Origin of the sequence: Sulfitobacter sp. PM12, assembly GCF_045586035.1 — a bacterium.
GTDB lineage: Bacteria > Pseudomonadota > Alphaproteobacteria > Rhodobacterales > Rhodobacteraceae > Sulfitobacter > Sulfitobacter pontiacus.
Genome location: NZ_CP151530.1, coordinates 57,834 through 82,115, shown reverse-complemented (window position 1 = coordinate 82,115; position 24,282 = coordinate 57,834). Strand labels below are relative to the sequence as shown.

Sequence of the window (24,282 nt, the reverse complement as noted above, 5' to 3'; positions counted from 1 at the left end):
CGATGCGCCTCACTATCCCGGATATTCGCTTCGTTGGTTTCGCCGCGCTAGTGCTCGGTGCCCTGCCCTGTGCCGCGCTGGCCCAGACCCCGAGCACGGACCCGTCCAGCAATACGCCCTTCAGTTCGATGGCCATCGCGCGGGACGAGGGCGACGCCTGCCGTGTCCCGAAACCACCCGCCGATCTGGCCGAGACCGCTTACTTACGCAACGGCTACCGCGCGATCCTGCGCATCCTGATCGCCGAAGAGGCGCTCGCCTCGCAAAGCTGCACCTGCCTGCTGGACCAGTTCACCTGGGATCAGGCACTTGACGCTTTGCCCCGGTTCCAGACTTCGGACACCCCGCACCTGCCCTTCAAGGTGCTGGATCTCTACGCCAAGGCCGATGAGCTGGAAGCCCAAATTGCCGCAGGATGTGCGGAGTAAATGGGGGTCATTCGCGACATCCTCGGGCAGGTCGACGCCGCGGTGAACACCGTGGCGCAGGACGGCTTTGTCTCTTCCGCAGCCTCGGTCGGCAACGTCATCTCGGCGGGCGCGACACTGCTGCTCGTGCTTCTGGGAATCAACGCCGTGATGCAGCTGCGCCCCCTGCCCTTCGGCACAGGCTTTGCCTTCGGGATGAAGGTGGCACTCGTCGGAATCTTCGCGCAGAGCTGGGACAATTTCAGCGTCATCTATGGCATCGTCACGCAGGTCCCCGACTCCATCGGTGCCTCGATCCTCGCCCTCACCGGCTCGGGCGACGAGGCCGGGGTCTATGAAAGCCTCGACAACATGGTTGCGCGCATCACCGCCTATGGCGACACGATCGGCGACCGGGCGGGCTGGGTTTTCGGCGCGGTCCTGGGCGCCATTTTCTTCGTCCTCTCCGCCGTCTTCGCCGCCGTCACGGCAGGCATCATCGCCTTCGCCCGCATCGTCTTCGCGCTGATGATTGTGATCGCCCCCTTCATGATCGTGACCTCGCTGTTCAAACCGACCCAATCCCTCTTCGAGGCCTGGACCCGGGCCACCATCGGCTATGCGCTCATGCCCGTCGCCGCAGCCGGAGCCGCAGGCATCATCGTCGCCATCGCCGAAGCGATCGGGGACGCCTCCGCCGATCCCGGTGACGTAGAAACCGTCAGCCTGATCCTGCCCTTCCTCGTCATCCTGATCCTCAGCGCCGGGATCATGGCCTCGGTGCCCTACATCGCCTCCAACCTCACCGGCGTTGTCGGCATCGCTTCGAATGCAGTGGGGCTCACAGGCCTCGCGCGCCAGGGCTTCGTGAACACCCGCCAGTATGGCACCGGCACGGCCGCGCGCCTCGTCACCGGCAAATCCCCGCACGAGCTGAATCAGGCCGCCAATACCGGCGTCGTGAAAACCGGCGAGATGATCCGCCAGAGCCCCGGCGCGCTTCTCAGCGCCGCCAAGGCCTTCCGCAAACCCTGATTTGAAAGACCCAAGACTTGAAGAAAACCGCAACCAGTTCCGCGAGCAGCGACCGCGACGCCTTTGAGGTGGATTTCATCTACGGGCCAAGACGGCGCGAGCGTTTCGCCTGGTTCGTCGCGGCCGCCGGCGTTCTGGTCGGTGTGACCGGCATGGTCGCGGGCGCGAGCCTCTTCCCGCTCAAATCGACCGAGACCTTCGTGGTCGTGGTCGACAAGGAAACCGGCGAGATGGACCGCGTGGCCGCCGTTCAGGCGCTGACGCTTTCCGAGAGCGACGCCATCATCCAGGCCAATCTCGTCGCTTACGTCGATGATCGGGAAAGCTATGACCTGACCGATGGCGAGCAACGCATCAACTCGGTTCTTGACCGTTCGGACGGCGACGCCGCCCGCACGCTGCGCGATCTCTGGTCCTCGACCAACGAAGACTACCCGATCACCGTCTATGGGCGTGACGCCAAGATCGAGGTGGTGATCAAGTCCGTCAACCAGATCGAGCGCGGCGTGGCCCAGGTCCGTTTCACCCGCACACTACGTCGTCCCCGCGACACCCGCACCGTGACGCGCTCTTACGTCGCCACCGTCGGCTACGACTTCCAACCCGAAACCCGCCAGCGCCTGCAGGACGTCTGGGCCAACCCCTTGGGCTTCGTGGTGACCTCCTACCGCGTCGACGCCGAGACCCTGGAGAACTGATCCCGATGAAATCCCTGCCCGCGCTCCTCACCACACTTCTCCTAGCGCTTGCCCTTCCTGTTGCCGCACTCGCCGAGGCCACGCCGCAAGGCGGCCCGCTCGATATCCGCATCCGCACCGCCGTCTATAATGAAAACCAGGTCTACCGGATCGAAACCGATCTTCGGCATTCGACGACGATACATTTCGGGGCGGGCGAGCGGTTTGAAGCTGTGATTGTCGGCGATACCGAAAGTTTCCAGGTCGATCCGATCCCCGAGCTTGGCAACGTGCTGACCATCAAGCCGCATGTGGCCAATGCCTCGACCAACATGACGGTGATCACCAACCGCCGCACCTATTCCTTCCATCTGCGCGAGGGCTCGATCCCGAACCGCACCGGCATGTTCTTCGAGGTGCGCTTCCGCTACCCCGACGAGGAGCGCCGCGCGGCGAGTGCAACCCAGCCCAAGGGCCTCATAGCCCCGCGCAACTACAACTACCGGGTCTCGGGCGAGGGGGATTTCCGCCCCAGCCATATCTATGACGACGGGCGCTATACCTACTTCGTCTTCCCGGAAAACGCCCGCCAGCCTGCCCTCTTCAAGGCCGATGACCAGGGCCGTGAGCGCACGGTCAACTGGACGCAAGCCGGCAACACGGTCCGCGTGCTCGGGGTGAACACCTACTGGACACTGCGCATCGGCGACGAGGCGATCTGCGCCGCCCGCGACGAGAGCGCGATCTACGTGAGCAACTGACCATGGCCGAACAAACCCCTCCTGACCTTCAAAACCGCCTCGATCAATTCAGCCTGCGCGGCAAGTCCAAACGCCGGGGCAACAGCCTCGGGGTCGGCGCCCTCGCCGCCGCTCTCGCTCTTGGCGGTGCCGGGGTGGCGTATTTCCTGGCGACAGGTCTGCAGGAAGGCGACAGTGCGCTCGAGACCTCTGATGTCGAGACCTTCCAGGACCGACGCCCCGGCACCGGCGGACGGCTGGAGTTCCCGCCTGACGAGACCGAGCAACGGGTCAATGACGCGCTGATCGCCGTCGAGGAAGCGCTCGACGTGCCCGCGGCCCCTGCCCCGGAACCGAGAGCCGAGGTGCTGGCCGAGATCGCCAAGCTTCGCGAGGCCCTCGCCGCCAGCCAGGCCGCGCGGAATTCGGAAATCCAGTCCGCTGTTGCGGACCTGCGCGAAGCCTTCGACGAGCAAAAAGCCGCGCTTGAAGCAACGCTCGCCGCGAAGGAAACCGAGCTTGTCAACCTGCAGCGCCAGACCGAGACCCGCATTGAAGGTCTGCAGGCGATGCTCGATGCTGAACGGGCGCAGCGCGAGGGGCTCGAGGCCGAGCTCGACCGCGAAGGGCTGATCGCCGATCAGCGCCTGCTCGAAGAGCGTCGCCGTCAGGAAGAGGAACAGCGCCAGCGCGAAGCCGAGCGGGTCGCCGAAGAGCTTCTGACCGCGCAGATCAAATCCCCCGCCGTAGTCTTTGCCGACGGTCCACGGGGTGGCCAAAGTGGCGCGGCGGTCGCCGACCCTGCTGCCGCTGGAACCGGGGGCCCGGTCCTGTCAGGAAACGAGCAGTTCCTGCAGAGTGCGCGGCCGCTCGAGGTGCAGGAGGCCGCCCGCCTCACCCATCCCGAACGCACGTTGACCCAAGGGTCTGTCATCCAGGCGGCGCTCCAGACCGCCATCAACAGCGATCTGCCCGGGTCTGTCGTGGCGGTGGTCTCCGAGCCGGTCCCGGCCTTCTCCGGGGACCGGATCCTGATCCCCCGGGGCTCCCGCCTTTTTGGCCAATACCGCTCCGGGATCGAGATGAACCAGAAGCGCATCCTGATCCTCTGGACCCGCGTCCTGACCCCGGACGGTACCTCGATGGAGATCGCCGCCGTGGGCGGCGATCAGCTTGGCCGCTCGGGCCTAACCGGTCTCGTTGACACCAAGTTTGCCGAGCGCTTCGGCGGAGCTGCACTGATTTCCGTGATCGGAGCCGCGCCTGCGGTGGCGGCGGAAAGCGCCAACAATGAAACCACCAGCATCGTCCTGGGCGATGTTGGCAGCGATCTTCAGGACGCGGTCGGATCGGTCATCGCCGATCAGGTGTCGATCGCGCCGACGATCTATGTCGATCAAGGCGCGTCGGTCACCGTGCTCGTGGACCGGGATGTGGTGATTTACTGATGGATCAGGCATCACCAGCCTCATACCTCGAGCGCTATCTCGACCCGTTCCGCGACCTCCTAAGGCGTGACGACGTGGTCGAGATCGCGATCAACCCGGATGGCAAGGTCTGGCTCGAGGTCGCGGGCGACGCCACCATGCGCCACGACGGCCAGACCGTGGACCGGACCACAGCCCTCAACATGGCCCAGACCATCGTCGGCGACGCCAAGGCCCGCGTCTCTGAAAAGAACCCCCTCGTCTCCGGCAAGGTGGAATATGCGGGCCGTCCCCTCCGGGTCCAGGTTGCCGTACCGCCCGCCATCGATCGCGGCGCCTCGATCACCATCCGCCTCTTCGCGTCGGGCAGCGTCCGAGACTACACACCCACCTATCTCTTCGGCAAGGCCGTCTCGCTCGATGCACTCCGCGCCGAGAAGATGAAGAACATTGCCAGTCTCGCCGAGGAGAACCTCGAGGCGGCGCTGCGGACTCTGGTCGAGGCCCAGCTCAATGTCCTGATCAGTGGCGGCACCTCGACCGGCAAGACCACCTTCGCCCGGCACCTTCTGACGCATGTAAACGAACACGAACGGCTGATCACCATCGAAGACGCCTTCGAACTCTTCCCCGGCCAACCAAACACCGTCGCTCTCCTGGCCGACCGAGGTGCCGGTTCACAACGCAGCGCCAACGCCCTCCTCCAAGCCTCCCTCCGCATGCGCCCCGACCGGATCATCGTCGGCGAGCTGCGCGGCGCCGAGGCCCTGACTTATCTCGAGGCCATCAACACCGGCCATGGCGGGTCGGTCTCCACCATCCACGCTGAAACCGCTGCACTTGCCATCGATCGGCTTGCGATCATGGTGCTGCAGGCTGGCACGCCGCTGACCTTCGCCGAAGTTCGGGAATATATCCGGAAATCCATCGATGTAATCGTGCAGCTGGGGCGGGCCGAAGGGAAGCGGGGGATTACGGAATTCTATCTGCCGGGGTCTTGAAAGCCCCAGAACAAAAGCGCTGAGCGGGTTTGCGACAGCGCGACGCTGGCCTTGCCTTCCAATACCCGAAGCGGACTTCTTTAGGGCGGTGAATTGGTAATTCCCCCCACAAAAACATGGGATTAACAGCTAAATAGAGGAGTTTCTCGACCCTAGCGTTCCTCGCCAGAGCCGGCTTGCTCATCAAACATTATGCGCCGACCTCGCCGCAAGTCACCTGTAATTCGTCAGTTCGCTGTGGAAGGGATTGCTATCGCGACACTTCTGACAATCTGCGCTGCACTCCGCCCGTGGGTGGGCATCTGAACCGCCCAGGGAAACGGTGGCGACGCCGAACGCTCGTACTGGTAGACCAGCACCTCGGGATGCAGCCTGTCATCGAGGTGCCGGCCCAGAGTGAATACAACGCTGTTGGGGGCTGCGATGAACAGGTGAACGCGTTTGACCCCTTTCGCCATGAGGTCACCCAGAAGATCCGTGAAGTCTTTCGCCATGGCAGATTGCTTGTCGGCAGACCAGTGCGCCGTCGTGCTCACAGTTGGCAAAGCGAGGCGGATCAGAGGCATATCACCGAGAGTCGCCCTGATACCGTCTGCGTCCGACGGGTAGGAAACAGCGACGGCCAAAGCTACCTCCGGAACATCGTCCTTCAGACCTTCGTCTCCGAAAACGCCGAACCGGTCTCCGTCATCTTCGCCGTCAGGTTCGCGCCATTTTTCTGCGAAACGATCCCAGTCCATCACGGTGAGACCGGCTTCATTGCCAACCATCATACCGGTCAGGAACGTCAGCGGAACCGGAGCCATGCCACCGTAGACCAGCCTGACGTTGCCAGGACCCGCCGCATCACGCTTCTGACGAAGCTGTTGCCGCAACCCGGCAATCTGTGAGAGTGCATCTTCGGGACTGCTGATCTGACTCGTTGAGGTCGACTGCCGGTGGTCGACCGGCAGGAGATCGATACGGCCTTTCAGGTGCTTCGGCACGGCAGAGGCAAGGGGAGTATCAACGGTCTGGTGCAGCCCGCGGTGCTCCAGCACAACCACGCTCTGCTTCCTGAGCTGCCGCCGGTCGGCGATGTGATCGATCACACCAAGGACACCCCCCGCAGCGAGGAGCAGAATGCCGAGGAAGACGGTGATCTGGGACCAGTAGACCGATAGCCCGCCACCATCCGCCTGCACGACCAGCCGCAGGACGCGGTCCGCATCGATCCAGGAAAGATCACCGGCCAGCCCGCCGACGCCCAACCCGGCGACGATCAATGTGACACCGGCACGCAGCAACCTCGACGGCCAGGACGGGAACCGGAAGACATAGGTGATCAATCCATCGAAAAACCGGTCACCATGTTTGCGCCAGAACGACATGTCTTCAGCCTCCGGATCAGCCAATATTTACGATGAACTGACCGCTGCGCGCGGCCAGTTTGCCATTCTTCACAATGAAACACTCAATGCTGTGCTGGCCCCGATAGAGGGCGCTCTCAGAATGGGACAGACCTCCCCGGACCGCCGCGTCCGGGCTGAAGCCCCCACGCAGGCAATCCGCATCCTCGGCTTCCCTTCCGGTGTTCACGATCTGCCAGTAGACCTTGAAACGCCCGGTCACCGTTGTGTCCGCCTCAAAGCGCAGGCTGCAATTTCTGGGAAGCGGCGCGCCATTGCTCACGAAGCTCTGCGGCCTGAATCCCTGCTGCGTGAAGCTCGCCGTACGAATAGTCACGCTACCTTCCGCAGCCTGCGGCCATCGCGGTCTTCGCATATAGGCTGGCGCAAGGACGAGATTCACCGCACGGACCAGCCGCGCGGGAACACCCGGTTTCCTGGCCGGATTGCGACGGCCCAGTGCGCGTTCGACCAGCCCCTGCCCCATGCGTTCGCTGAGGACGGCGCCAACACCGTCGGCAGTGAGAGCCTGGTGTGCCGATGCAAAATCGCTGCGGGCCTGCTGAAGCCACTCATGGAATGCGTCCCGGCGTTCGGAGTGCTCCTCCCACTTGTCAGCAAAATTTTCCTCGGGGTCGGCCGGGTTTTCGAGCCAGTCCACGCCATTGCGACGGGTAATATACCGGTCCATTCCGTGAAGGATCGAGAACAGCGCATCGGAGAGGCGTTCCTCCTGGTTATAGGCATGTGCAGCAAGGGTCGTGATCAGGATGGAGATCGGCTTGTCATCCGGCCGGTCGCTGAACATGAGATCGCGATGGCGTTTAAGGATCTGGATAGCGCCCTGCAGAGGGGTACGCACCCGCCATGCAGGAACATCCTCAACGCTGGCCTGCATCCTGCGCGCCTCGTTGAGAGCACGACTTCTGAACGCCTGGCCCATCCGATCGCGAAACCAGAGCGCATAGCCTTTGGGATTGCTGCGCGGCCAGCGGCCGCCTTCCTGCCGGAAGCCGTCGTGTTCCTTGTCTGTGATCGCGAGCGCGGTTGCCCCCAGTCGGGCAAGCGCGGGGCCCGCTTCACTCAGATAGCGCCGCTTCTCGAAGTCAGGCACCGCAGGCAGAACATCCATGTGAAACTGTGCGCCATCTGCGTAGACCAGGGTCCAGCAACGGCGCCCGTCTTCGGGTTTGCTCATGCCATATCGCCGGGCATAGGCTTTGACTTCGACGCCGACGCGACGTTTCAGCTCTGCCTGGGTCAGTGCCGACTTCTCGTAATCGAGGCGGCAGACCATATCGATGTCATAGTCTTCTTCGTCTGACGCGGGCCGTATTGCAGTCCCCAGCCGAAATGAACCCTGCACATACACGTCGGGACTGTCATCCCGAACAGTCGAGTCCGGCCGGTGCAACCACTCGCCGAGCGACTTGTAACTGCGCTCAGCCTGTTCATACCGACCGGGCGGGACCTGAAGCTCCTCAACTAAGTCTTCCAATAATTGATCAACAGGGTAAGCATCCGGCGAGAACCGCGACCCGTTGGGCTTCCTGATGTGATACTCTGATGTTCATGGAGATTGACGAGGACAAGATCGACGACGCGGTTCTGGGGCTGCTTTGGCTGACGCTGCATGAGGAGCGTCGCGCCTGGAAGGGCATGGACTGGTCGGTACTGGACCGGCTTCATCGGAAGGGTTTGATACATGACCCGGTTAATCGGGCCAAATCTGTGGTGCTGACCGATGAAGGGCTGCGTTGCTCAGAGGCCCTGTTTCAAAGGTTTTTCACGCGGCCCCCGCAATAGCGGCCTCTTGGGCCTTCCAGTTCCAAGGGAGGAGATCGGGCACCTGCGAGGCGGTCAGGTCGGGCAGCCGGGCGAGGACGTCGGCCAGCCAGGCTTGCGGATCGATGCCATTCATCTTGGCTGTGACAATGAGGGAATACATGAAGGCGGCGCGGTCTCCGCCCCGCTCGGAACCGACGAAGAGCCAAGACTTCCGGCCAAGGGCCACGCCCCGCAGCGCCCGTTCGGCCGCGTTGTTCGTCAGGCAGATCCGGCCATCATCAAGGAACCGGGTGAAGGCCGCCCAACGATCCTTCGTAAACATGTAGTTGATCGCCTTGGCGACGGGGTTGTGCTTCGACATCCTGTCGCGCTCGGCCAGCATCCATTCGTGCAGGCTGTCGATCAGCGGACGCGAGAGGCGTTGGCGGGCTTCGAGCCGGGCTGCGGCGTCCAGCCCGTTGTTCTCGCGCTCAATGTCGAAGATCGCGTCAATCCGCGCCACCGCCTCCAGCGCCACGGGGGAGATGTCATGGGCAGGCTTGCCCTTGCGGACATTGCGCTTGATGTCGGCGAGCTCGAAGAACTTCCTCCTTGCATGCGCCCAGCAGAGCGCGCTACTGACCGGGCCGTGATCGCGGCCTGCTCGGTAGAGATCATTGTATCCGCTATAGGCATCGGCCTGGAGCACCCCCTGCCATCCGGCGAGATGCCGGTTGGGATGGGCCATTTCTCTGTTGCGGGAGAAGTGGAACAACGCGGCCGGAGGGGCTCCACCGGCAAAGGGCCGGTCGTCCCGGACATAAGTCCAAAGCCGCGCCGTTCGCGTGCCGCCCTTCGCCAATAGGGGCACTGTCGTATCGTCGCCATGCAAGCGGTCGGCACCCAGAACATGGGTTTGGATCAGCGCGTGGATCGGCTCCAGCGCGGCGGCGCAAGCCCCCACCTGGTCGGCCAGAGTGGACAGGCTGAGATCGACGCCTTCTCGGGCATAGCGTTCCGCCTGCCGGTTCAGCGGCTGGTGCTGCCCGAACTTCTCAAACAGGATCGTCGCCAGCAGGTTCGGTCCCGCCCAGCCCCGCGGCGTCGCATGGAACGGCGCGGGCGGCTGGCTGATCTTCTCGCAATGCCGACAGGTGAACTTCTCCCGTACCGTCTGGATCACTTTCCACCGCCGCGGGATGACCTCGAGCGTTTCCGTGATATCCTCGCCCATCTTCACGATGCGGTCAGACCCGCAGCAGTTACAGGCCGAAGGTGCTTCGATCACCACCCGCTCGCGCGGCAGATGGGCGGGGAAAGGTTTACGAGCCGGGCGGCGGCGCTCAAACCCGGCGACGGTCGAGGTCTTCGCCACCTTCTCGGCGGCGATCTCGTCTTCGGCAGCCGCGGCCTCGAGTTCCTCGAGCTGCAACTCCATCTGGTCGATCAGGCGGGCGCGGCGTTCCGAGCTGTGGCCATATTGTGCGCGCCGGAGCTTGGCGATCTCGAGCCGGAGATGCTTGATCATCGCCTCGGAGGTCGAGACTACCGCCCGGGCCTGCGCCAGTTCGCTCTCGGCGGCCTCGGCACGGGCCTCCACAGCCGCGAGGGCGGCGCGCAATCGGGCGATCTCGGAAGCGGCATCTGACATGGCCGAAACCTACCACACCCACCACGGAAAGCCCATGCAAATAAGGCCGATGAGGCCAATTTATCCCGCCTTTGCAGGGCGTTGGGTCCAGCGTGGATTGCGCCAGTCGATCCCCTCCAGGAGATATCCGAGCTGGGCTGCGGAGATCTGCACCGCCTCGCCGCTTCCACTGGTCGGCCAGATGAACTTCCCCGCCTCCAGCCGCTTGGTATAGAGCGACATGCCCACCCCGTCGTGCCAGAGAAGCTTGACCAGGTCGCCCTTGCGCCCGCGAAAGCAGAAGATCTCGCCCGCGTGAGGATCGCGCCCCAGACCCTGCTGCACCGTCAACGCCAAGGTGTTCATGCCGCGCCGCATGTCGGTAACCCCGCCTGCGATCCACACGCGCACCCCCGTCGGGAAAGCGATCATGATGGATCCAGTGCTTGCACAAGGCGCGCCAGTGCCATCGGGTCGATCGTGGCGGCCACGGACAGGCGGCGGCCATTCATCAAGGTAATATCTGCCATCTGGACCTGGGCTGTCGCTGGCGTCGGAACCGGTGCGAACGGCCCGTCGTGACCCTCGGGTGCATCAGGAGTGGCGATGGCCAACGGTGTGAATCGCGGGCGCGCCTCGTTGCCCGTCATCAGCCGGCCTTCGCGGTATTGACGACGCCAGCGCACCAGCAGGGTGCGGCCAATATCATGACGCCGGGCTGTCTCGGCGACACGCCCTCGACCGCCAAAGCTCTCTTCAACGATGCGCACCTTCTCTTCATCCGTCCAGCGCCGGCGGCGCCCGGTATCGGTGACAGAAAGGATCTCTACTTCAGGTCTGTATCTATGGTCGGACATAGCGCCGGACCTACGCCGCCAGCCTCAAGTCCGAAAGACGGTCCTCCCCGGAGACTTACTCAACAGGCCTGGTATTCGTCAAAGGGAATTCCATTATATTAAACCACCATACGGTGCTTATGCCCGTCGTCTACTGATTTGGCGAAGGCAGGGCTGAGTAGAAGAGAGGCGGCCAATCCCGCGAAGGTATGAAAATTTGCGCTCGGTGATTTACAATGGCCTAAGCGCTAATCTTGATCGTTGGCTCGAACCCCTTCCCCGGTTTTTGATCGTAGATCACCAAAGGCAGATCGGCTTTGGGCATTCGAGAGCGACCCGTTTCGACAGCCGCGGAAGCCGGAAGAACAGGAAATACGTTGATAGTCGCATCCTCGCCGTGGTGGGCCTTGATCCGATCAAAGAGCCTGCGAAGGTGAGTCTTATAGATTGCAAGATCGTCCTGTCTTCGCATGATGTCGTTATGAGGATCCTCTGCCGTGATCGACCAGATTGCAGCGTTATCGCCCAGAACCGAGCGAATTCTCTGATCATCTACAGTCGCGCTGAGCGCCAGCTTGAGGGCGACTGGTACGTCCTTCGGCCCAGAGTACTCGCCAATTTTGAAATTTATCGACGGCTGGTGGAGTTGCCATTTCCAAGTAGATGGCTCGCGATATTTTTGGTGAACACACACGGGCATGATGTCACCCAGCAATGTACCGAGCTCAATGAGAAGAGGCTGCGGAGCAAGCGCAAACACACTCAACTGAAGGATCTCCTTCTGCTCTATCCGCTCCTTCACCTTGCGTTGAAACTGACGATGCAGATGCGCGCTTTGCATGCCCCAAAATCCCGGTTCATCATCCTTGATTTCGGAATTTAGCTCGATGTCGATGGTTCGTCGCTCCGCCGGATGTCTGTCGGGAGGCATAGCGGCAAAGATGGCTTTGGTGGAAACCAGCGAGTCCATCTGGCCGATAGTTGCCGCGAAACGGAGCACATGAGCTGCGCGGTCAGAGTCCATATCTGTAACAGTCTCGATCCGCTCTTCGTGCTCGCGCTTCATTGCCACGAGCGTTTCTTCCGGATAGTCGTCCACGTGATCTACGTCGATTTCCTTGTGATGGACGGGACACATTAGCATCAGGTTGCTGATGTCGCGGGCGAGAAGTGGCGAACGGACTTTGTCACCCCTCGGACCATTCTCGCTATCTGCCACAATATGCGCGATGAAACCGAACTTTCCGTCTTCCTTGCCAGCGATTAGATCCCCGACAAGGAGCTTGTTGCATCCTGAAAATTCACATCGACCCGCCGCCAAAGCCCACAATTGGGTCTGAATCTTGGCCGGGATGTTTGAACTAGACAATTTTCTGCTCCATTTTTGAATAGTGCCGCCACAGCGAGTTACGATGGGATGGTCAGTCGAGGACCCAACCAATTTCAGGCTACCGAATGATGCTAGTGTTCCGGCAGTTGCCAACCCTCGCCAAATTCAGCTTCTGAAACTTCATCCGCAATTATCAACTGGCCGGCCTCGGGCAATTGGCCACGTTGAAACGTGGTAATAGTAGCCTGAATCGAGGCGTTGGCGATTAGACGGACGATAACCAACGCCGCAAACGAAGGTCCGCTGTTTTCTACCATATCCGTCATCGCGGCCACGTCGATCTCGCTAGGTATTGGTGGGAATGTCGGGTGCGAGTGCCACTCGCCAAGATAGTCAACCCGTCCAGCGCGACCGCTATTCTCCAGCAAGATCCGATCCATCTGTTGTGAGTGGGGCTCAGGTAAACTATCGAAACGATCTCGTGTCCCTGCCTCAAGATCGACGGTTAAACCGACGAGATCAAATTTTCCCGGAGCTGTCTGTTCTGCAACCAACCACCCGCCGATCTCGCGGTTGCCGCCCTTCTTGAGGTGGGTCTGCAGTTTAGCAAGCTGCGAGCGTGAGACTGTGAGGCTAAGCGTCATCTTGTACTCCAAGGTGAGTCATGACGCGTTCAACGCCCTCTTCTGCACAACTAGTGCTGCCCTTTTCCCATCCTTCGTGAGGAGCGAAAATAACTGGGTGGGTGTCGAAGGGATGATCAAAGATCCAACCTTTGCGCAGCCCGACAAAGTAGGCAGGTTCCGGATGAACTCTCATCTCTGTGATTGCCAGGGCGTCTAGGGCGTGACGTGCCAGCCTATTGGCAATGACACCCACATCGCCGTCAGAAGCGAAGAGGGGTTCATCGTCGTCATCACCTTGCACCCCGTAATTGTGCTCGCGGCCCTCTGGCGGTGCCATACCTTTCTCGTCGCACCATGCTCGCAATTGAGTTGCAGCGGTCAGTGGTGGCGGATCTTCAGACGGGATACTTCGTGCAATCAATCCTCCGAGCCCTCCCGCGTAGACTCGTCCCCAAACGAGGGGTTTACGCTTCTGCGTGCAAATGGCCGCTGCCATTCGAAACACTCCGCTATCAGCCGTCGTATCTATGACGAGATCACAAGTGCTGATGATCTCGCTCAACTGAGCAATATGCTGGACAGCGGATTGAGACGTCAGACTCATACCCAAAGCACCGACTTTTACTGCCGGATTTATTCGCAACAATCTGTGCCTTAGAGAAACTGCCTTGTGATGCCCCACATCCATTTCATCGAGTTCGTTTCGAACCAAGTTGTCGGACCAAAGAACATCATTATCCAGCAACATGAAATGACCGACGCCTTCGCGCGCAAGACTGGCGGCCACTTTTGATCCCAGCGAACCTGCGCCAATGATGCAGATGCTAGATTCTCGAAACATCTTCCCGTGGAGTCGGCGTTCTCTAGCCTTCGGCGGTTCAAAGGTATGAAACAGGTCAATCTTTCGTTTCGATCCGTTGTGCCGAACGCGCAGCAATACCTCTCGCCTACCATTTGACATGACAACCAACATGTCGCCGGCGTCTTCTACCCATTTACGGAGCCATGAAGGCAGGTACTGGTACAGGAGCCCCTTCAGCTCTTCGGGATGCAGATCTGGAATTTGTCGAATATCGGGCAATCGATATAGGACCCCAGGGACCACCCTTCCCCCAAATCCCGCACCATCAATCGGCACCCGTAAACCAGAATCCAGCCCGATGCTCGCGATGCGAGCAACAAGAACTTCAGAACCCCCAACCCGGCGCTCCAAAGTCATATGAATATCGGTTGCGTGTCCGGCAAGGCGCAACCTTAAAAGCCGTGCGGTGTCAGGCGGTAGCATGAAGCGCCGGGAGCACCCCGAGAGCAACGAAGGTAAGTCGGCTGGATGAGCGCTTTCCACGTCTGAGAAAGCATCGTCCTTTGGGGTTGCCTCGAGAAGTGCTTTGGCACTCCGGACCACATCCGTGCTTTTGCAGTCGGGGTGCCAGTTATCCGGTCTATACTGAAGGCATAGTTCGCCACCCTCGCCATACTGGTGCTGGGATAGCCGGACCGAGCTGTCGGCTGGAAGTACAAATGGTGGCAGATCTGGAAAAAGTGCTGGGAAAACCAGCCGCAATGGAATGCGACGCTCCCCGGCGAGCAGAACAAACGACCAAGTCAGCAGGCCATCGGCGTTTTTGCTGAATTGGGGTTCTTCCAGCCAATCTGATGCCGCGGCTAGGTCAGCGAGCTCTTCACACTCACGGATTAGCCGCGCTTCGCCGACTGTGAAGTCCATCAACCAAAACCTTTTGGCTCCGTCGGCCTCCGATCCTCACCACCAAAGACGAGACCGGGCGCAGAAGCCCCGGCTGCAGCGGCAGGAGCAACGGATGCCGCACGTGACCCCGCAGATGTCGCTACCCTCGAGCGCGCACCTTCAACGAGGGTGCTTCCAAGATTTCGTGAGAGCTCGTTTAGAACAATATTTGTGTCGCTGAACCTTTGAACGGCACCAAAATCCGTTCGAGCAGCCTCAAGCCACGCAAAGAAGGATTCCCGGCGCCCGGGAAATTTTTCCCACCTATCCGCAAAATTCTCTGAAGGGTCCGTAGGGTTGGCGATCCATGACACCCCATTCCGCTCTTCGATCGCGAGATGCATATCCCTCAGAATCTTGGCAATTGCATCCGATACCCTTGCTTCGCCTGCATACGCATGGGTCGAGAGCGTCGTGAGGATCACACTGATAACCTTCAGGTCCTTATCCCGCGCCGCGAACCACTCATCTCTGTGACGTTTCAAAATCATGATGGATGACTGGAGAGGTGTTCTTACCCGAAATACCGGGACGTCCTCCACACTCGCTGTCACTTTGCCTTGGGCGTCCAGGATTGCCCTTCTACGTTCGTTCAGTTGTTCGATCTGCCTTGACTTGAACCATGCGGCAAAGCCCCTGGGATTGCTCGTGCGCCAATCATCCGTAATGACATGGTAAGTTTCAGCCTTATCGCTGTCGGTGATGGCGATCGCACCTTCCGCAAGCGCTTGATCCGCGAGGTAAGTAGAAAGGATCGCGCGCATATTTGCCTCGTCTGGAACCGCCGGCAACACGTCCATGTGAAATTGCGCACCATCGGCGTAGATCAAGGTGCAGCACCTTCTAGACTCACCTACCTCGTTTTTGATCCCTCGCGCATCGCGATACGCCTCGAGCTCAGCCAGCAGATGAGCGCGGAGATCTGCCTGGGTAATCTGCGCTTTTGTCAGAGACCGGAAAGAAACAACGATGTCGAGATCGTAGTCTTCGTTCTTTGACGTCGGCTTGATCGGCGTGCCGAGCGCGAACGAGCCTTGAATATAGACATCGGGATCATGGTCACGAACCTTGGACTCATCGCGATGCAAGAACTCGCCAAGGTCCTTGTAGCGTCGTTCGGCTTGATCAAAGCGATCTTGTGGCACTGCCAATTCTTCAGCAAGTTTTTCAATCGCGACGTTATAGCCAAAACCTATGTTCGAACTCGTGTTCATCATCAACTTCCTAACTCAATCGACCTCAACTTAAAGATGTTCGTTTGGCCCCGACTTTTCAACCTTTTTGCGGAACCGTATTTGCAGATTTTCTATGGCTCTTCAGCCCGTATGCTCTTGATTTTACGTTCGTCTTGGCTGGCGGCAATGGCATCGCTAACGATTGGCACACCCGAGACCCGCTGCTCTCGTTGATCGACAGCAGCTCGATACCCTCGTCGGGGTGCTGTTCGATTAGCATCTGTCCTCGAAACCCGATGCGGCCCCATTCCCGCACGAGACATGCGCCGCCAAAGAGTTCTGACTGAACGCTCATTCGATAGAAGCGCCGCATGTTGAGAGACGGATCGATCCGCTTGAGATCGATCGTCGTCGGGAACACTTCCATTTGCTGCTTCTTGTCCAACATATTGGGCACTCCTTTCTTGTGCGCCACAATATCAGGTGGACATCCGTGTTTCCACTATGTTCTAATTTTTCCCGACTCGGGCGAAACATTTCCGCTGCACTCACTCCTAGCATGGCAGAACTGCTGCAGGTTTAGGACTTCGACTGTACTTCGTGTTCTTGAATAGGGCGACAAATGGTAAAGAACATCTGCATATTCTCGGACGGAACCGGCCAGATGGGTGGCGCCAGGCCGGACCAACGGCTGTCGAATGTCTACAAAATGTATCGAGCCATGCGTCCCGGCCCAGATTCACCAATTAGCCCTAAGGACCAAGTGGCTTTTTACGACCCGGGCCTGGGAACAGGAGAACGCGGTGGGTTTTTCGGTCGGATCAAGCCGATCCTGGAAAGCGCCGTCGGAACTGGCATCGACCACAACATCATCGATTGCTACGAGCAGATCATCGCCCATTACGAGCCCGGTGATCGCGTGCTGCTGTTTGGGTTCTCGCGCGGGGCCTACACAGTAAGAGCACTGGCAAACGTTATGAACCTCTGCGGTGTCCCGACGCAGATGCCAGATGGTTCGCCGGTCCCGCGTTACGGCCCCGGATTGCGCAAGATCGCCAAGGACGCTGTAAAATTCGTGTATAATCACGGTGCTGGAAAACCGCGCGGACAAGATCCTTACTTCAAGAACCGTGAAGAGCTCGGCAAACGATTCCGCAAGAAGTATTCGAGCTTTCCCAATGAAGGTGAAGACAACCAAGGCAACGTTCAGCCTACCTTCATCGGGGTCTTCGACACGGTGGCATCACTGCGAACGGCAGTTGTCCGCACCTTGGTCTGGGGCGTCACTTTCGGGGTCGGAGCGGCTTTTGCCGCAGGTGCTGCATTCGGGTGGTCTTGGCTTTTGGTTGTTCCACTCGGCGTCCTACTAGTAGCGCTTCTTTGGCAGCTTGGTTCCCTGTTGCTCGACAACTTCAAATATTTCTCTGACGATCCTGAGCACAAACTGACGCTATGGCACCCAACCGATTGGCCGCAGATTCTCAAGACGGGTCATTTCGCGGCTTGGAACAAGCGCAACTACGACAAGTGGCTTGATCCCGATGTCCAACACGCCCGTCACGCCATGGCGATCGACGAAGACCGTGCTGACTTTCCAAGGGTCGGATGGGCATCCAAGGCGGCCGCGATCGAAACCAAAGATCGAGAGCCGAAGTGGTTGAAGCAGGTCTGGTTCCCGGGCTGCCATAGCGACATCGGCGGAAGCTATCCCGAGGCAGAGTCCCGCCTGAGCGATATCGCCCTCGATTGGATGGTCGACGAATTGAAAGACTGCGTGCCGTCGATCCAGATCAACGAGAACGTCTTGAACCGCGCCCCTGACCCTCTGGGTTTGCAGCACCGCGAAGACGCGTTGGTAGCATTTGGCCCCCTCCGCATCCGCTGGAAGAAGGGAATTCGCGCAGTTGGCGACGACTTCCCGCTCCATCCTTCAGTCGAAGAGCGCATGCGAGCCAAGGCCGTCGCCCAGTGTGGCGAGGTTAAGCCCTACCGACCTGCCCAGTTGAAAGAGCGACGCGACTTGAAATTCTACTACGACGAATAGGGGACTAGTCGACGGCGCTCACCCTCCCAACAATTCCTCGATGAAATCCTCCTGCCGGTCGAGCGCCGCCTCCCATTCCTTCGGCACCGCAGCTTCCCGCTCGAGCGTCTCGGGCTCGGGCTGCCCGCGCCCGGCCTCCAACGCCATCACGCTCATCGCCCGCGCCTCGCGCCGCTGCGATCTATCCCGGACAGGCGCGCGGTCGGCTGGTTTCGCCTGCTCGTCTGCGCCGGTCTCGTCACCACCATCGCCGCCCCAAGGTCCCACGCCTTGCACGCTCGGCGGATAGGGGAACGGCTTGCCCTCCTGGCGTGTCAACATCTCCTTGAAGAACGGATCGTCGTAATACTTGATCCGGCTCGCCTTGATCGGATGCTGGGGCGAGGCGAGGATGATCACCTCGTCGGGGTCCATCAGGCGCGCTTCGGTCTCGGAAAGCAGCGGTCGCTCTTCCAGCCGCGCCGAGGTCGAGGTCGCGCCAAGGAACCCCTTGTTGCGACCATACATCCGGGTCACGGCCTCGCGGGTGGTACTGCCGACGGCTGCGGAGACCTCCTTCACGGTGCGCTGGTCGCGTGGCGTGATGTAGAGCTTCAACCCTGCACCGTTCTCGAGACTTTCACGGCCCTCGGGCCCGTAGATCCGGTCGAGCGAGGCCAGCGACTGCGCAATCATCGCGACGCGGCCACCATAGCTTGCCAGCGAATGAATCGCGCGCTCCAGATAGGGCATCGCCCCCATCTGCTGGAATTCGTCGATCATCATCATGACCGGCCAGGGTTCGTCCGGACCCGGTTCGTTGAGCCGGATCGAGGCGATGAGATCGGCGAACATAAGGCGCAGGAGCGGGGCGAGGGTGGCGATGTGATCCTCGGACACCGCGATATAAAGCGACTGCGGGGTCTTGCGGAAGGTCGAGAAATCGAAGTCGCTCGCCTCGGTGGCCGAGCGCACCGCCGGGTTGTCCCATTGCTTGAGACCGGCAGTCATCAGCGCCTGGATGTTCGAGGTCAGCAGCCGCGACGAGGCAGACGCCGCATTGGTCCAGAGCTCGCGCAGGATGTCTTCCTCGGCCTCGTCGGCATAGGTCTTGTATTGCGCGTTCTTGTACTCGCCCCCGGCGACGATCTTGTTGACTTCCCCGAGGTTCGGCGTGCCGCGCTGAATCGCCAGTAGACAGGCCGCGACAAAGATCGACTTGCCGGCCTCGGAGAAGGTGTCGAGCGTTTTGTTGTCCTTGTCGAGGAAGAGATCAGCGAGGATCGAGACCTCGGTGAAGCGCTGCGCGAAGCTCGGGGCCTTCGCGATCCGCGCAAGCGGGTTGTAGCGGTGCGTGGCGTTGGCCCAGTCGAAGGGGCTGAAGCGATAGACCTCGTCGCCGTTGAGCGCCCGCAGCCGCGCGGTCTTCTCGAAGTTCTCACCCTTCACGTCGAGCACCACGACCGAGCCCGCGAAGCTCAGAAGGTTCGGGATCACGAAACCCACACCCTTACCGGCACGGGTCGGCGCGACCATCATCACATGCGGGATCATCGTCGAGGAGATGAACTCCGCCTTCGAAGTCGGCGCGCCAAGCTTGCCGCAGACAAAACCCTTGCCGGGGGCCTGAAGCATGTCGTTCTTCTTCAGCTCCGCCTTGGTCTGCCAATGCGCCGATCCGTAATCGTCTCTCTCCTTTTTCCAGGTCCAGGCGAGAGCGAGGACACCGAGGCCGATGGAACTGAGCCCGACAGCGCCAAACCCCACTTTGAAGGCCTCGGGGTGCGCCGCGCGGGTGCCGGCGCTGGCCTTCCAGAGCGCCAACATGTCGAAGCTTTGAAACCCGGATTTCAGGGCAAGGGTCAGGTAGAAGGCGGCGATGATCGTGCCGATGACAGCACCGCAGATCACGCCGAAGAGGAGCGCAGCCCAGAGGGGAAGTGTCTTGGTCATGGTGGTCATCCCCCTCAGAATTCCATCTCGTCATCGAGACCGCGGTCGCGACCAAGATCGCGGCCCAGCTCCTCCTGCTGGCCACGCATCCGCGCCACTTCGGTCGCCTTGTCCTGCTGCAACCCGGCAGCGCGGTCGGTGAAGACCTGATCGCCGGTCTCCTCAAAGGTCATCTCGAGGAATTCCTGCGTGACGGTGATCTGGTCGAGCTTGCTCGGCAGGGCCGCATCCAGCACTTCGTAGTTGCCACGGCGTAGCTCGGCCAAGCCCTCTTCGCCCAGCTCCTTGAAAAGCTCGGATTGCAGGGTCCGCTCGACCACCTCTTCCTGTTCCTCGGTGAGCTTGCCATCCCGCAACATGTCGGCGAGGTCCTGCAGGTAGGGATTGGGCTTCCGGGCGTCCTCGTCGATGAGAGGCAAGGTCGCCTCCTCCTCGTCCGCGAGGGTCCGGCCGATCTCGACGCCCAGTTCCTTCGCGCGTTCCATAAGCGCGTCCATCACCCCGTCGACCTTCTCGAGCGCGACATCCAGTTGGTCGTCATTGGCCATCTCAACGCTGAGGCCATCCTTCGCCAGCACCGCGTTCATGTCCCGCTCGACCCAGTCCTGTGCCATGCCGTAGTTCCGCGTGCCACCCGCCGCGATCCGGGCCACCAGCTCTTCGCTGTCCATGCCTGCCTCTTCGGCGCGCTCGAGCACGTCACGCAGCCCTTCATCATTGCCAGCCTGAAGTGCCGCGATCAGCACCTCGCTGCCCGCCCCCGGCGGATAGGGTTCTTCAAGCTGCTTGCCGAAGCGCGCGCGCAACTCCGGGTCGGGCACCATCTGCGAGAGATCCGCGATGATCGGCGCGGCCTTGGCCTCGAACGCGGCACGCTCGGCCGGGTCCAGTTCTTCGGCCTTGAGCCTCAGCGCTTCGATCGTGCGCTCTGAATAGTCGATCGCGTCACCGACGGTCTTGATGTCCTTCATGTCTATCTCTCCTTCGGTGAAGTTCCACGGCGTGCCGGAGCCGAGCCCTTCCGCCATGCCGCGCACGGCGCGCGCCATGTGGCGCTGGTCCATCCGGTCCAGCAGGTCGGCGAGGTTCTTGTAGTCCTTGGCGAAGCCCACCACCTGCGCCTGCGCGATGGCGGATTCCTGGGCCGTCATGACGATCTCGCGCGGCAGGCGGGCCTCTTCCTTGGCACGATAGATTTCCTCGATCCCGGCAGGCTTCTCGAAGATGCCCCGCTCGAGCCGGGTCGTGGCGTCGAGCATCACGCCGTAGCGTTCCGCGATCTCGGCCTGCTTCTCACGCATCAGCTGAGGCGACATCACGCCTTCGGCCCAACACGAAAACCAGGTGCCCTTCTCGACGCCGCGATTGTTCAGGATGATGTGGGCGTGCTTGTGCGCCCGGTCGTCGTGAACCGCGAGGACATAGTCCCACTGATCGCCGTATTCGCCGCTCTCGAAGAAATGCTCCGTCCAGTCCATCGCGATGTCGCGCACCTGGTCGACCGTCACGTCGGTCGGGAAGGAGAGCAGCATGTGCGAGGTGAAGCCGAGCTTGGTCGAGCCGCGCCAGGTCCCGGCCCAGTCTTCGATGATGTCCTCTTTCTGCTCCTCGGAAAGCACCGCCGCATCGGTCAGCGCATTGGTCATCGTCGAGTAGGTGTAGACCGCCTTGTCGTTGATGTAGGAGATCTGCGCACCGAGCGAGGCACGCGTCTTGCAGCCCCCGGCCCGGATCCGTTTGAACACCGCCGCGCGGCTCTGACCCGACGCCGCCTTCAGCGCGTTGCGTGCCGACATCGAGCCGACGCGCGCAAAACTCCGCCCCTGCCGACGTCCCGCCAGCCGCGCGTCGATCCGCGCCGCGGCCTGGCCCCGGATGCGCTCATCCTCCCAGAGCCGCCCCATGACCGAGGCGTAGAGGGCGAGCGGGTCAGCCATTCCTGACAAGCCTCAATCCGCGTTCGATCGTGCGCGGGCCGTCCTCCAGAACCGCGCTCTCCGCCCCCTGCCCTTCTTCCTTTCGCGGCCACTCCTGATGACGCAGCACCTGCGCCGCATCCTTCATCCGACCCATCTCACGGCTCATTAACTGCGCCAGATCGAGCAACTCGATCAGCACCGCCCGGTCCGCCTCCGAGACCTCCAGCCGACCGCGATGGACCGCCTTGGCGAGCACCAATCCGGCGTCGCTCACGTCCTTCGCCTGACGCCATGCGGAGCAGAACTCCGCGACCAGATCACGGGGTACATCGAGGAAACCGCAGCGACCGCGCAGCACCGCATTGAATGCCTGAGACCGGTTGGCATAGCCCCGTTCGCGCCACTCCGCATCGAAGGCGTCCAGCTCGGATCGGCTGGCCCTGAACGCCACTGTCTCGCTCGGATCGCGCACCGCAATCCCCTCGCCCGCCTCCTCTTTCGCGAGCCGGTTCACGTGGCGCGGAGAGATACCAAATGCCGCCGCCAGGTCCTTCGCGCTTTCGCCCGCTGCAAAGCGCTGCGCGACTTCGATGCGCTCTTCAAGCTTCAGGTTTTTCGCTGGCCTCGGCACGGGTCAGACCCCTCGGACAAAATGTGCAAACATTGGCCATATCCTGCCAACGTCTTCCTTCTCTCATTCGCTTATACTTCAATACATCATATTGCGCAATATTACGTTTTGCGTGTCATGTCTTTTTGCTGGCTTTGGATGCCATCAAGACCGCGTGTCGCGGCCCGACATGGAACGGGTCCCGCCCTCATAGATGCATGACAGCCAGGTCGAAAATCTTCCGAAACTTGCGCTCAAGCAGGACGCAACGACAGACAAACCGAACGCCCGAGCCGGTCACGGATCGGCGCCAGGACCACGAAAACGGCCCGCGCGGGATGGCGCAGGTCACGCCCGGTTAGGGCATCAAGAACTTGAACGAAACAGCGTCAGCCCCCTGCGGATCCGAAGACCCGCAGGGGTGTCTGGGTCAGTGACCCAGTCCCTGATTGCGCAGATCGTCGTAGCGGCTGCGGGCGATCAGAGCCTCGGTCTCGAGGCTGTCGAGTGTCTCGGGATGGGCGTCTTCATCAAAGGCGGCGAGGTAGGCATCGAAGGCCATATCGGCTTGCAGTTCGGCGAGGTCGATGGATTGTTCCAGTGTCATGATGTGATCCTTTCCGTTGATCGTCGTTGGACAGATCGTGGAAAAGACCGGGGGCATGAGAGCGGGCTGCACCCGGCACGGGGCGGAATGAAATGGAGCACGCCGAGGGCAGGTTTGTTGTGAGAGATGCACCGCAGCGCTCAAGGCGTCAGCCGTCCAGAAACCTGCCCCCGGCGTTGCCGACCGCTCGACCCCGGGCTAGCGATCTCTAAGGCCAACAGGTCGACGGAAAGGCGCGCGGCGGTGACACGGATTGGAGACGATGCCCTCCAGACGCATGACGTTCATCTGCGGATTGCACCCTCGCGGCACAAGGTGAGTTCGGCGCCCTGGCAGCTTCGCCGACACGACCCAAGCGCGGGTTGCTCGAATAAGAGAAGGGGTGCACTTGCCTCGCTCAGTGCGCTGCCAGCTCTCCCTGCGGACATTCGGTTCCGCCTCGGGTTCCCACGGTCCACGCTGACACTGAACCGAAAGATCGGAGCCGCATCTGTGACCGATCCAGTCTGACTACCCGCCACTACGTCCGAGTCCGAAATATGCGGCAATCTTTGGACACTGATCTTGCGCCCGCCCAGGACCAGTTCCTCGGAACGAGAAAAGGCCAGACCGCCGGAGCGGCCTGGCTGTTGGCTTAGGCGGCGTCTTTGGGACCCCAGGGGATGACCGCCTGCAGGGACAGATCGTCCTGGTTCGCGGCCTTGCCGAGGTTGGCGTTGAAGCCGTGGTCGCGGATGGTCAGCGTGTAGTAGTCCGCGCCGGTCTCCTTGTTCTGCTTCTTCCAGATGCCGCCGCACTCGACCAGCTTGCCGCGCGGGGAACGGCCGAGGACGCGGTGCGTGGGGGCCATCGGGTTCGCGCTTGCGACGGGTTCGACCGTGATGTCGAGATCGAAGGTCAGGGTCGAGATGGAGCCGACGCCCTTGGCGGTTTCGATGTCGGCGCTGGTGAATTTGATGCAGTTCGTGGTCATTGCTCTTCTCCTTGTTTGCGTTGCAATGATGGTCACCTTGCAGCTGGCCAAGGCCTGGCCACACCGAAGGCGAAGCGCAGCGGAGAGGGGCAGGCGCCGGTCTTTTTGGCGCGCGAGGAATGGCCCGCAGGGACAGGGGAAAAAGATCGGCGACAACCTTTGTGGACGGGACGACAGCTGCGACCAGCATGTCATGCAAAGCAACACATCGGGAGAAGTGCGATGGCCGCGACTGGAAACTGGGTGAACTGCCAATAGAACGACCGGGGGCGGTGTCTTTTCAGCCCTCTCACCCCGAGCCGCAGCCGGACGGGTTCGCGCTTTGCCGAGCCTTGCCCAACGTGGCGCGCCAGCGCACATCCGCAGGCAAGCTGGTCGAGTGTGGTGCCATCTGACTGAGCGATTTGAAGC

At 61.1% G+C, this 24,282-nt stretch carries 22 protein-coding genes and 1 pseudogene; 8 read left to right on the top strand and 15 right to left on the bottom strand.

From position 1 onward, the window contains the following. Positions 1–2: 2 nt before the first annotated feature. From AADW22_RS15275 to virB11, 6 genes are read left to right on the top strand one after another with little or no spacing between them, the layout of a single operon-like run. Positions 3–428 carry a hypothetical protein gene (locus AADW22_RS15275; RefSeq protein WP_233501452.1) on the top strand — a complete coding sequence of 142 codons (426 nt, stop codon included), beginning with the start codon at positions 3–5 and terminating at the stop codon, positions 426–428. Then, complete coding sequence (locus AADW22_RS15270; RefSeq protein WP_172431765.1) at positions 429–1,442, top strand: type IV secretion system protein; 1,014 nt, start codon at positions 429–431, stop codon at positions 1,440–1,442. A gap of 17 nt (positions 1,443–1,459) precedes the next feature. Next, positions 1,460–2,140, top strand: coding sequence for a virB8 family protein (locus AADW22_RS15265; protein ID WP_172431764.1), 681 nt, complete (start codon positions 1,460–1,462; stop codon positions 2,138–2,140). 5 nt (positions 2,141–2,145) lie between these two features. Next, the gene (locus AADW22_RS15260; protein ID WP_172431763.1) at positions 2,146–2,880 is read left to right on the top strand and encodes a TrbG/VirB9 family P-type conjugative transfer protein; all 735 of its coding nucleotides are present in this window, start codon (positions 2,146–2,148) and stop codon (positions 2,878–2,880) included. Positions 2,881–2,882: 2 nt separating this feature from the next. Next, positions 2,883–4,307, top strand: coding sequence for a TrbI/VirB10 family protein (locus AADW22_RS15255; RefSeq protein WP_407474625.1), 1,425 nt, complete (start codon positions 2,883–2,885; stop codon positions 4,305–4,307). Beyond that, positions 4,307–5,287, top strand: a complete 981-nt coding sequence (gene virB11, locus AADW22_RS15250) for a P-type DNA transfer ATPase VirB11 (protein WP_284376280.1) — start codon at positions 4,307–4,309, stop codon at positions 5,285–5,287. Before AADW22_RS15255 ends, virB11 begins: the two co-directional genes overlap by 1 nt. A gap of 227 nt (positions 5,288–5,514) precedes the next feature. On the opposite strand, the gene AADW22_RS15245 is transcribed toward virB11, so the two are convergent. Then, the gene (locus AADW22_RS15245) at positions 5,515–6,657 is read right to left on the bottom strand and encodes an SAVED domain-containing protein (RefSeq protein WP_138865838.1); all 1,143 of its coding nucleotides are present in this window, start codon (positions 6,655–6,657) and stop codon (positions 5,515–5,517) included. 16 nt (positions 6,658–6,673) lie between these two features. After that, positions 6,674–8,173 (bottom strand): nucleotide-binding domain-containing protein, encoded by a 1,500-nt coding sequence (locus AADW22_RS15240; protein ID WP_407474624.1) that lies wholly within the window; start codon positions 8,171–8,173, stop codon positions 6,674–6,676. A gap of 74 nt (positions 8,174–8,247) precedes the next feature. Between AADW22_RS15240 and AADW22_RS15235 the strand changes: the two genes are divergently transcribed. Beyond that, entirely contained in the window at positions 8,248–8,481 is a 234-nt protein-coding gene (locus tag AADW22_RS15235; protein ID WP_407474631.1) for a DUF6429 family protein, read from the top strand. Here AADW22_RS15235 and tnpC read toward each other — a convergent pair. The 8 genes and pseudogenes from tnpC to AADW22_RS15195 all read right to left on the bottom strand — a co-directional run. Then, on the bottom strand, positions 8,462–10,093 hold the full coding sequence (gene tnpC, locus AADW22_RS15230) for an IS66 family transposase (RefSeq protein ID WP_407474623.1): 1,632 nt from the start codon (positions 10,091–10,093) through the stop codon (positions 8,462–8,464). The two genes, AADW22_RS15235 and tnpC, sit on opposite strands and share 20 nt — an antisense overlap. Positions 10,094–10,153: 60 nt before the next feature. After that, positions 10,154–10,504 carry an IS66 family insertion sequence element accessory protein TnpB gene (tnpB, locus tag AADW22_RS15225; RefSeq protein WP_407474622.1) on the bottom strand — a complete coding sequence of 117 codons (351 nt, stop codon included), beginning with the start codon at positions 10,502–10,504 and terminating at the stop codon, positions 10,154–10,156. Continuing rightward, positions 10,501–10,929 carry an IS66-like element accessory protein TnpA gene (tnpA, locus tag AADW22_RS15220; protein ID WP_407474621.1) on the bottom strand — a complete coding sequence of 143 codons (429 nt, stop codon included), beginning with the start codon at positions 10,927–10,929 and terminating at the stop codon, positions 10,501–10,503. The genes tnpB and tnpA overlap by 4 nt, the downstream gene beginning before the upstream one ends. A gap of 220 nt (positions 10,930–11,149) precedes the next feature. After that, positions 11,150–12,277: an SAVED domain-containing protein gene (locus AADW22_RS15215; protein WP_138865836.1), complete on the bottom strand. Its 1,128-nt coding sequence runs from the start codon at positions 12,275–12,277 to the stop codon at positions 11,150–11,152. A 92-nt stretch (positions 12,278–12,369) separates the two neighbouring features. Continuing rightward, entirely contained in the window at positions 12,370–12,882 is a 513-nt protein-coding gene (locus AADW22_RS15210; protein WP_138865835.1) for a Mov34/MPN/PAD-1 family protein, read from the bottom strand. After that, positions 12,872–14,590, bottom strand: a complete 1,719-nt coding sequence (locus AADW22_RS15205) for a ThiF family adenylyltransferase (protein ID WP_138865834.1) — start codon at positions 14,588–14,590, stop codon at positions 12,872–12,874. Before AADW22_RS15205 ends, AADW22_RS15210 begins: the two co-directional genes overlap by 11 nt. After that, positions 14,590–15,825 carry a nucleotidyltransferase gene (locus AADW22_RS15200; RefSeq protein WP_407474620.1) on the bottom strand — a complete coding sequence of 412 codons (1,236 nt, stop codon included), beginning with the start codon at positions 15,823–15,825 and terminating at the stop codon, positions 14,590–14,592. The genes AADW22_RS15205 and AADW22_RS15200 overlap by 1 nt, the downstream gene beginning before the upstream one ends. A 172-nt stretch (positions 15,826–15,997) precedes the next feature. Next, positions 15,998–16,234: pseudogene (locus AADW22_RS15195) on the bottom strand (WGR domain-containing protein); the annotation flags it as partial. A 174-nt stretch (positions 16,235–16,408) separates the two neighbouring features. Between AADW22_RS15195 and AADW22_RS15190 the strand changes: the two are divergent. After that, positions 16,409–17,830 carry a DUF2235 domain-containing protein gene (locus tag AADW22_RS15190; protein ID WP_138865831.1) on the top strand — a complete coding sequence of 474 codons (1,422 nt, stop codon included), beginning with the start codon at positions 16,409–16,411 and terminating at the stop codon, positions 17,828–17,830. Positions 17,831–17,848: 18 nt separating this feature from the next. Here the strand turns inward: AADW22_RS15190 and AADW22_RS15185 are convergent, their stop codons facing one another. The 5 genes from AADW22_RS15185 to AADW22_RS15165 form a co-directional block, all read right to left on the bottom strand. Beyond that, on the bottom strand, positions 17,849–19,762 hold the full coding sequence (locus tag AADW22_RS15185) for a type IV secretory system conjugative DNA transfer family protein (RefSeq protein ID WP_407474619.1): 1,914 nt from the start codon (positions 19,760–19,762) through the stop codon (positions 17,849–17,851). Between the two features lie 14 nt (positions 19,763–19,776). After that, entirely contained in the window at positions 19,777–21,699 is a 1,923-nt protein-coding gene (locus tag AADW22_RS15180; protein ID WP_407474618.1) for a relaxase/mobilization nuclease domain-containing protein, read from the bottom strand. Further along, positions 21,692–22,312: a helix-turn-helix domain-containing protein gene (locus AADW22_RS15175; RefSeq protein WP_407474617.1), complete on the bottom strand. Its 621-nt coding sequence runs from the start codon at positions 22,310–22,312 to the stop codon at positions 21,692–21,694. Before AADW22_RS15175 ends, AADW22_RS15180 begins: the two co-directional genes overlap by 8 nt. Positions 22,313–22,721: 409 nt before the next feature. After that, the gene (locus AADW22_RS15170) at positions 22,722–22,898 is read right to left on the bottom strand and encodes a hypothetical protein (protein ID WP_176832925.1); all 177 of its coding nucleotides are present in this window, start codon (positions 22,896–22,898) and stop codon (positions 22,722–22,724) included. A 634-nt stretch (positions 22,899–23,532) separates the two neighbouring features. Continuing rightward, positions 23,533–23,871 (bottom strand): DUF736 family protein, encoded by a 339-nt coding sequence (locus tag AADW22_RS15165; protein ID WP_008335621.1) that lies wholly within the window; start codon positions 23,869–23,871, stop codon positions 23,533–23,535. Positions 23,872–24,282: the final 411 nt, after the last annotated feature.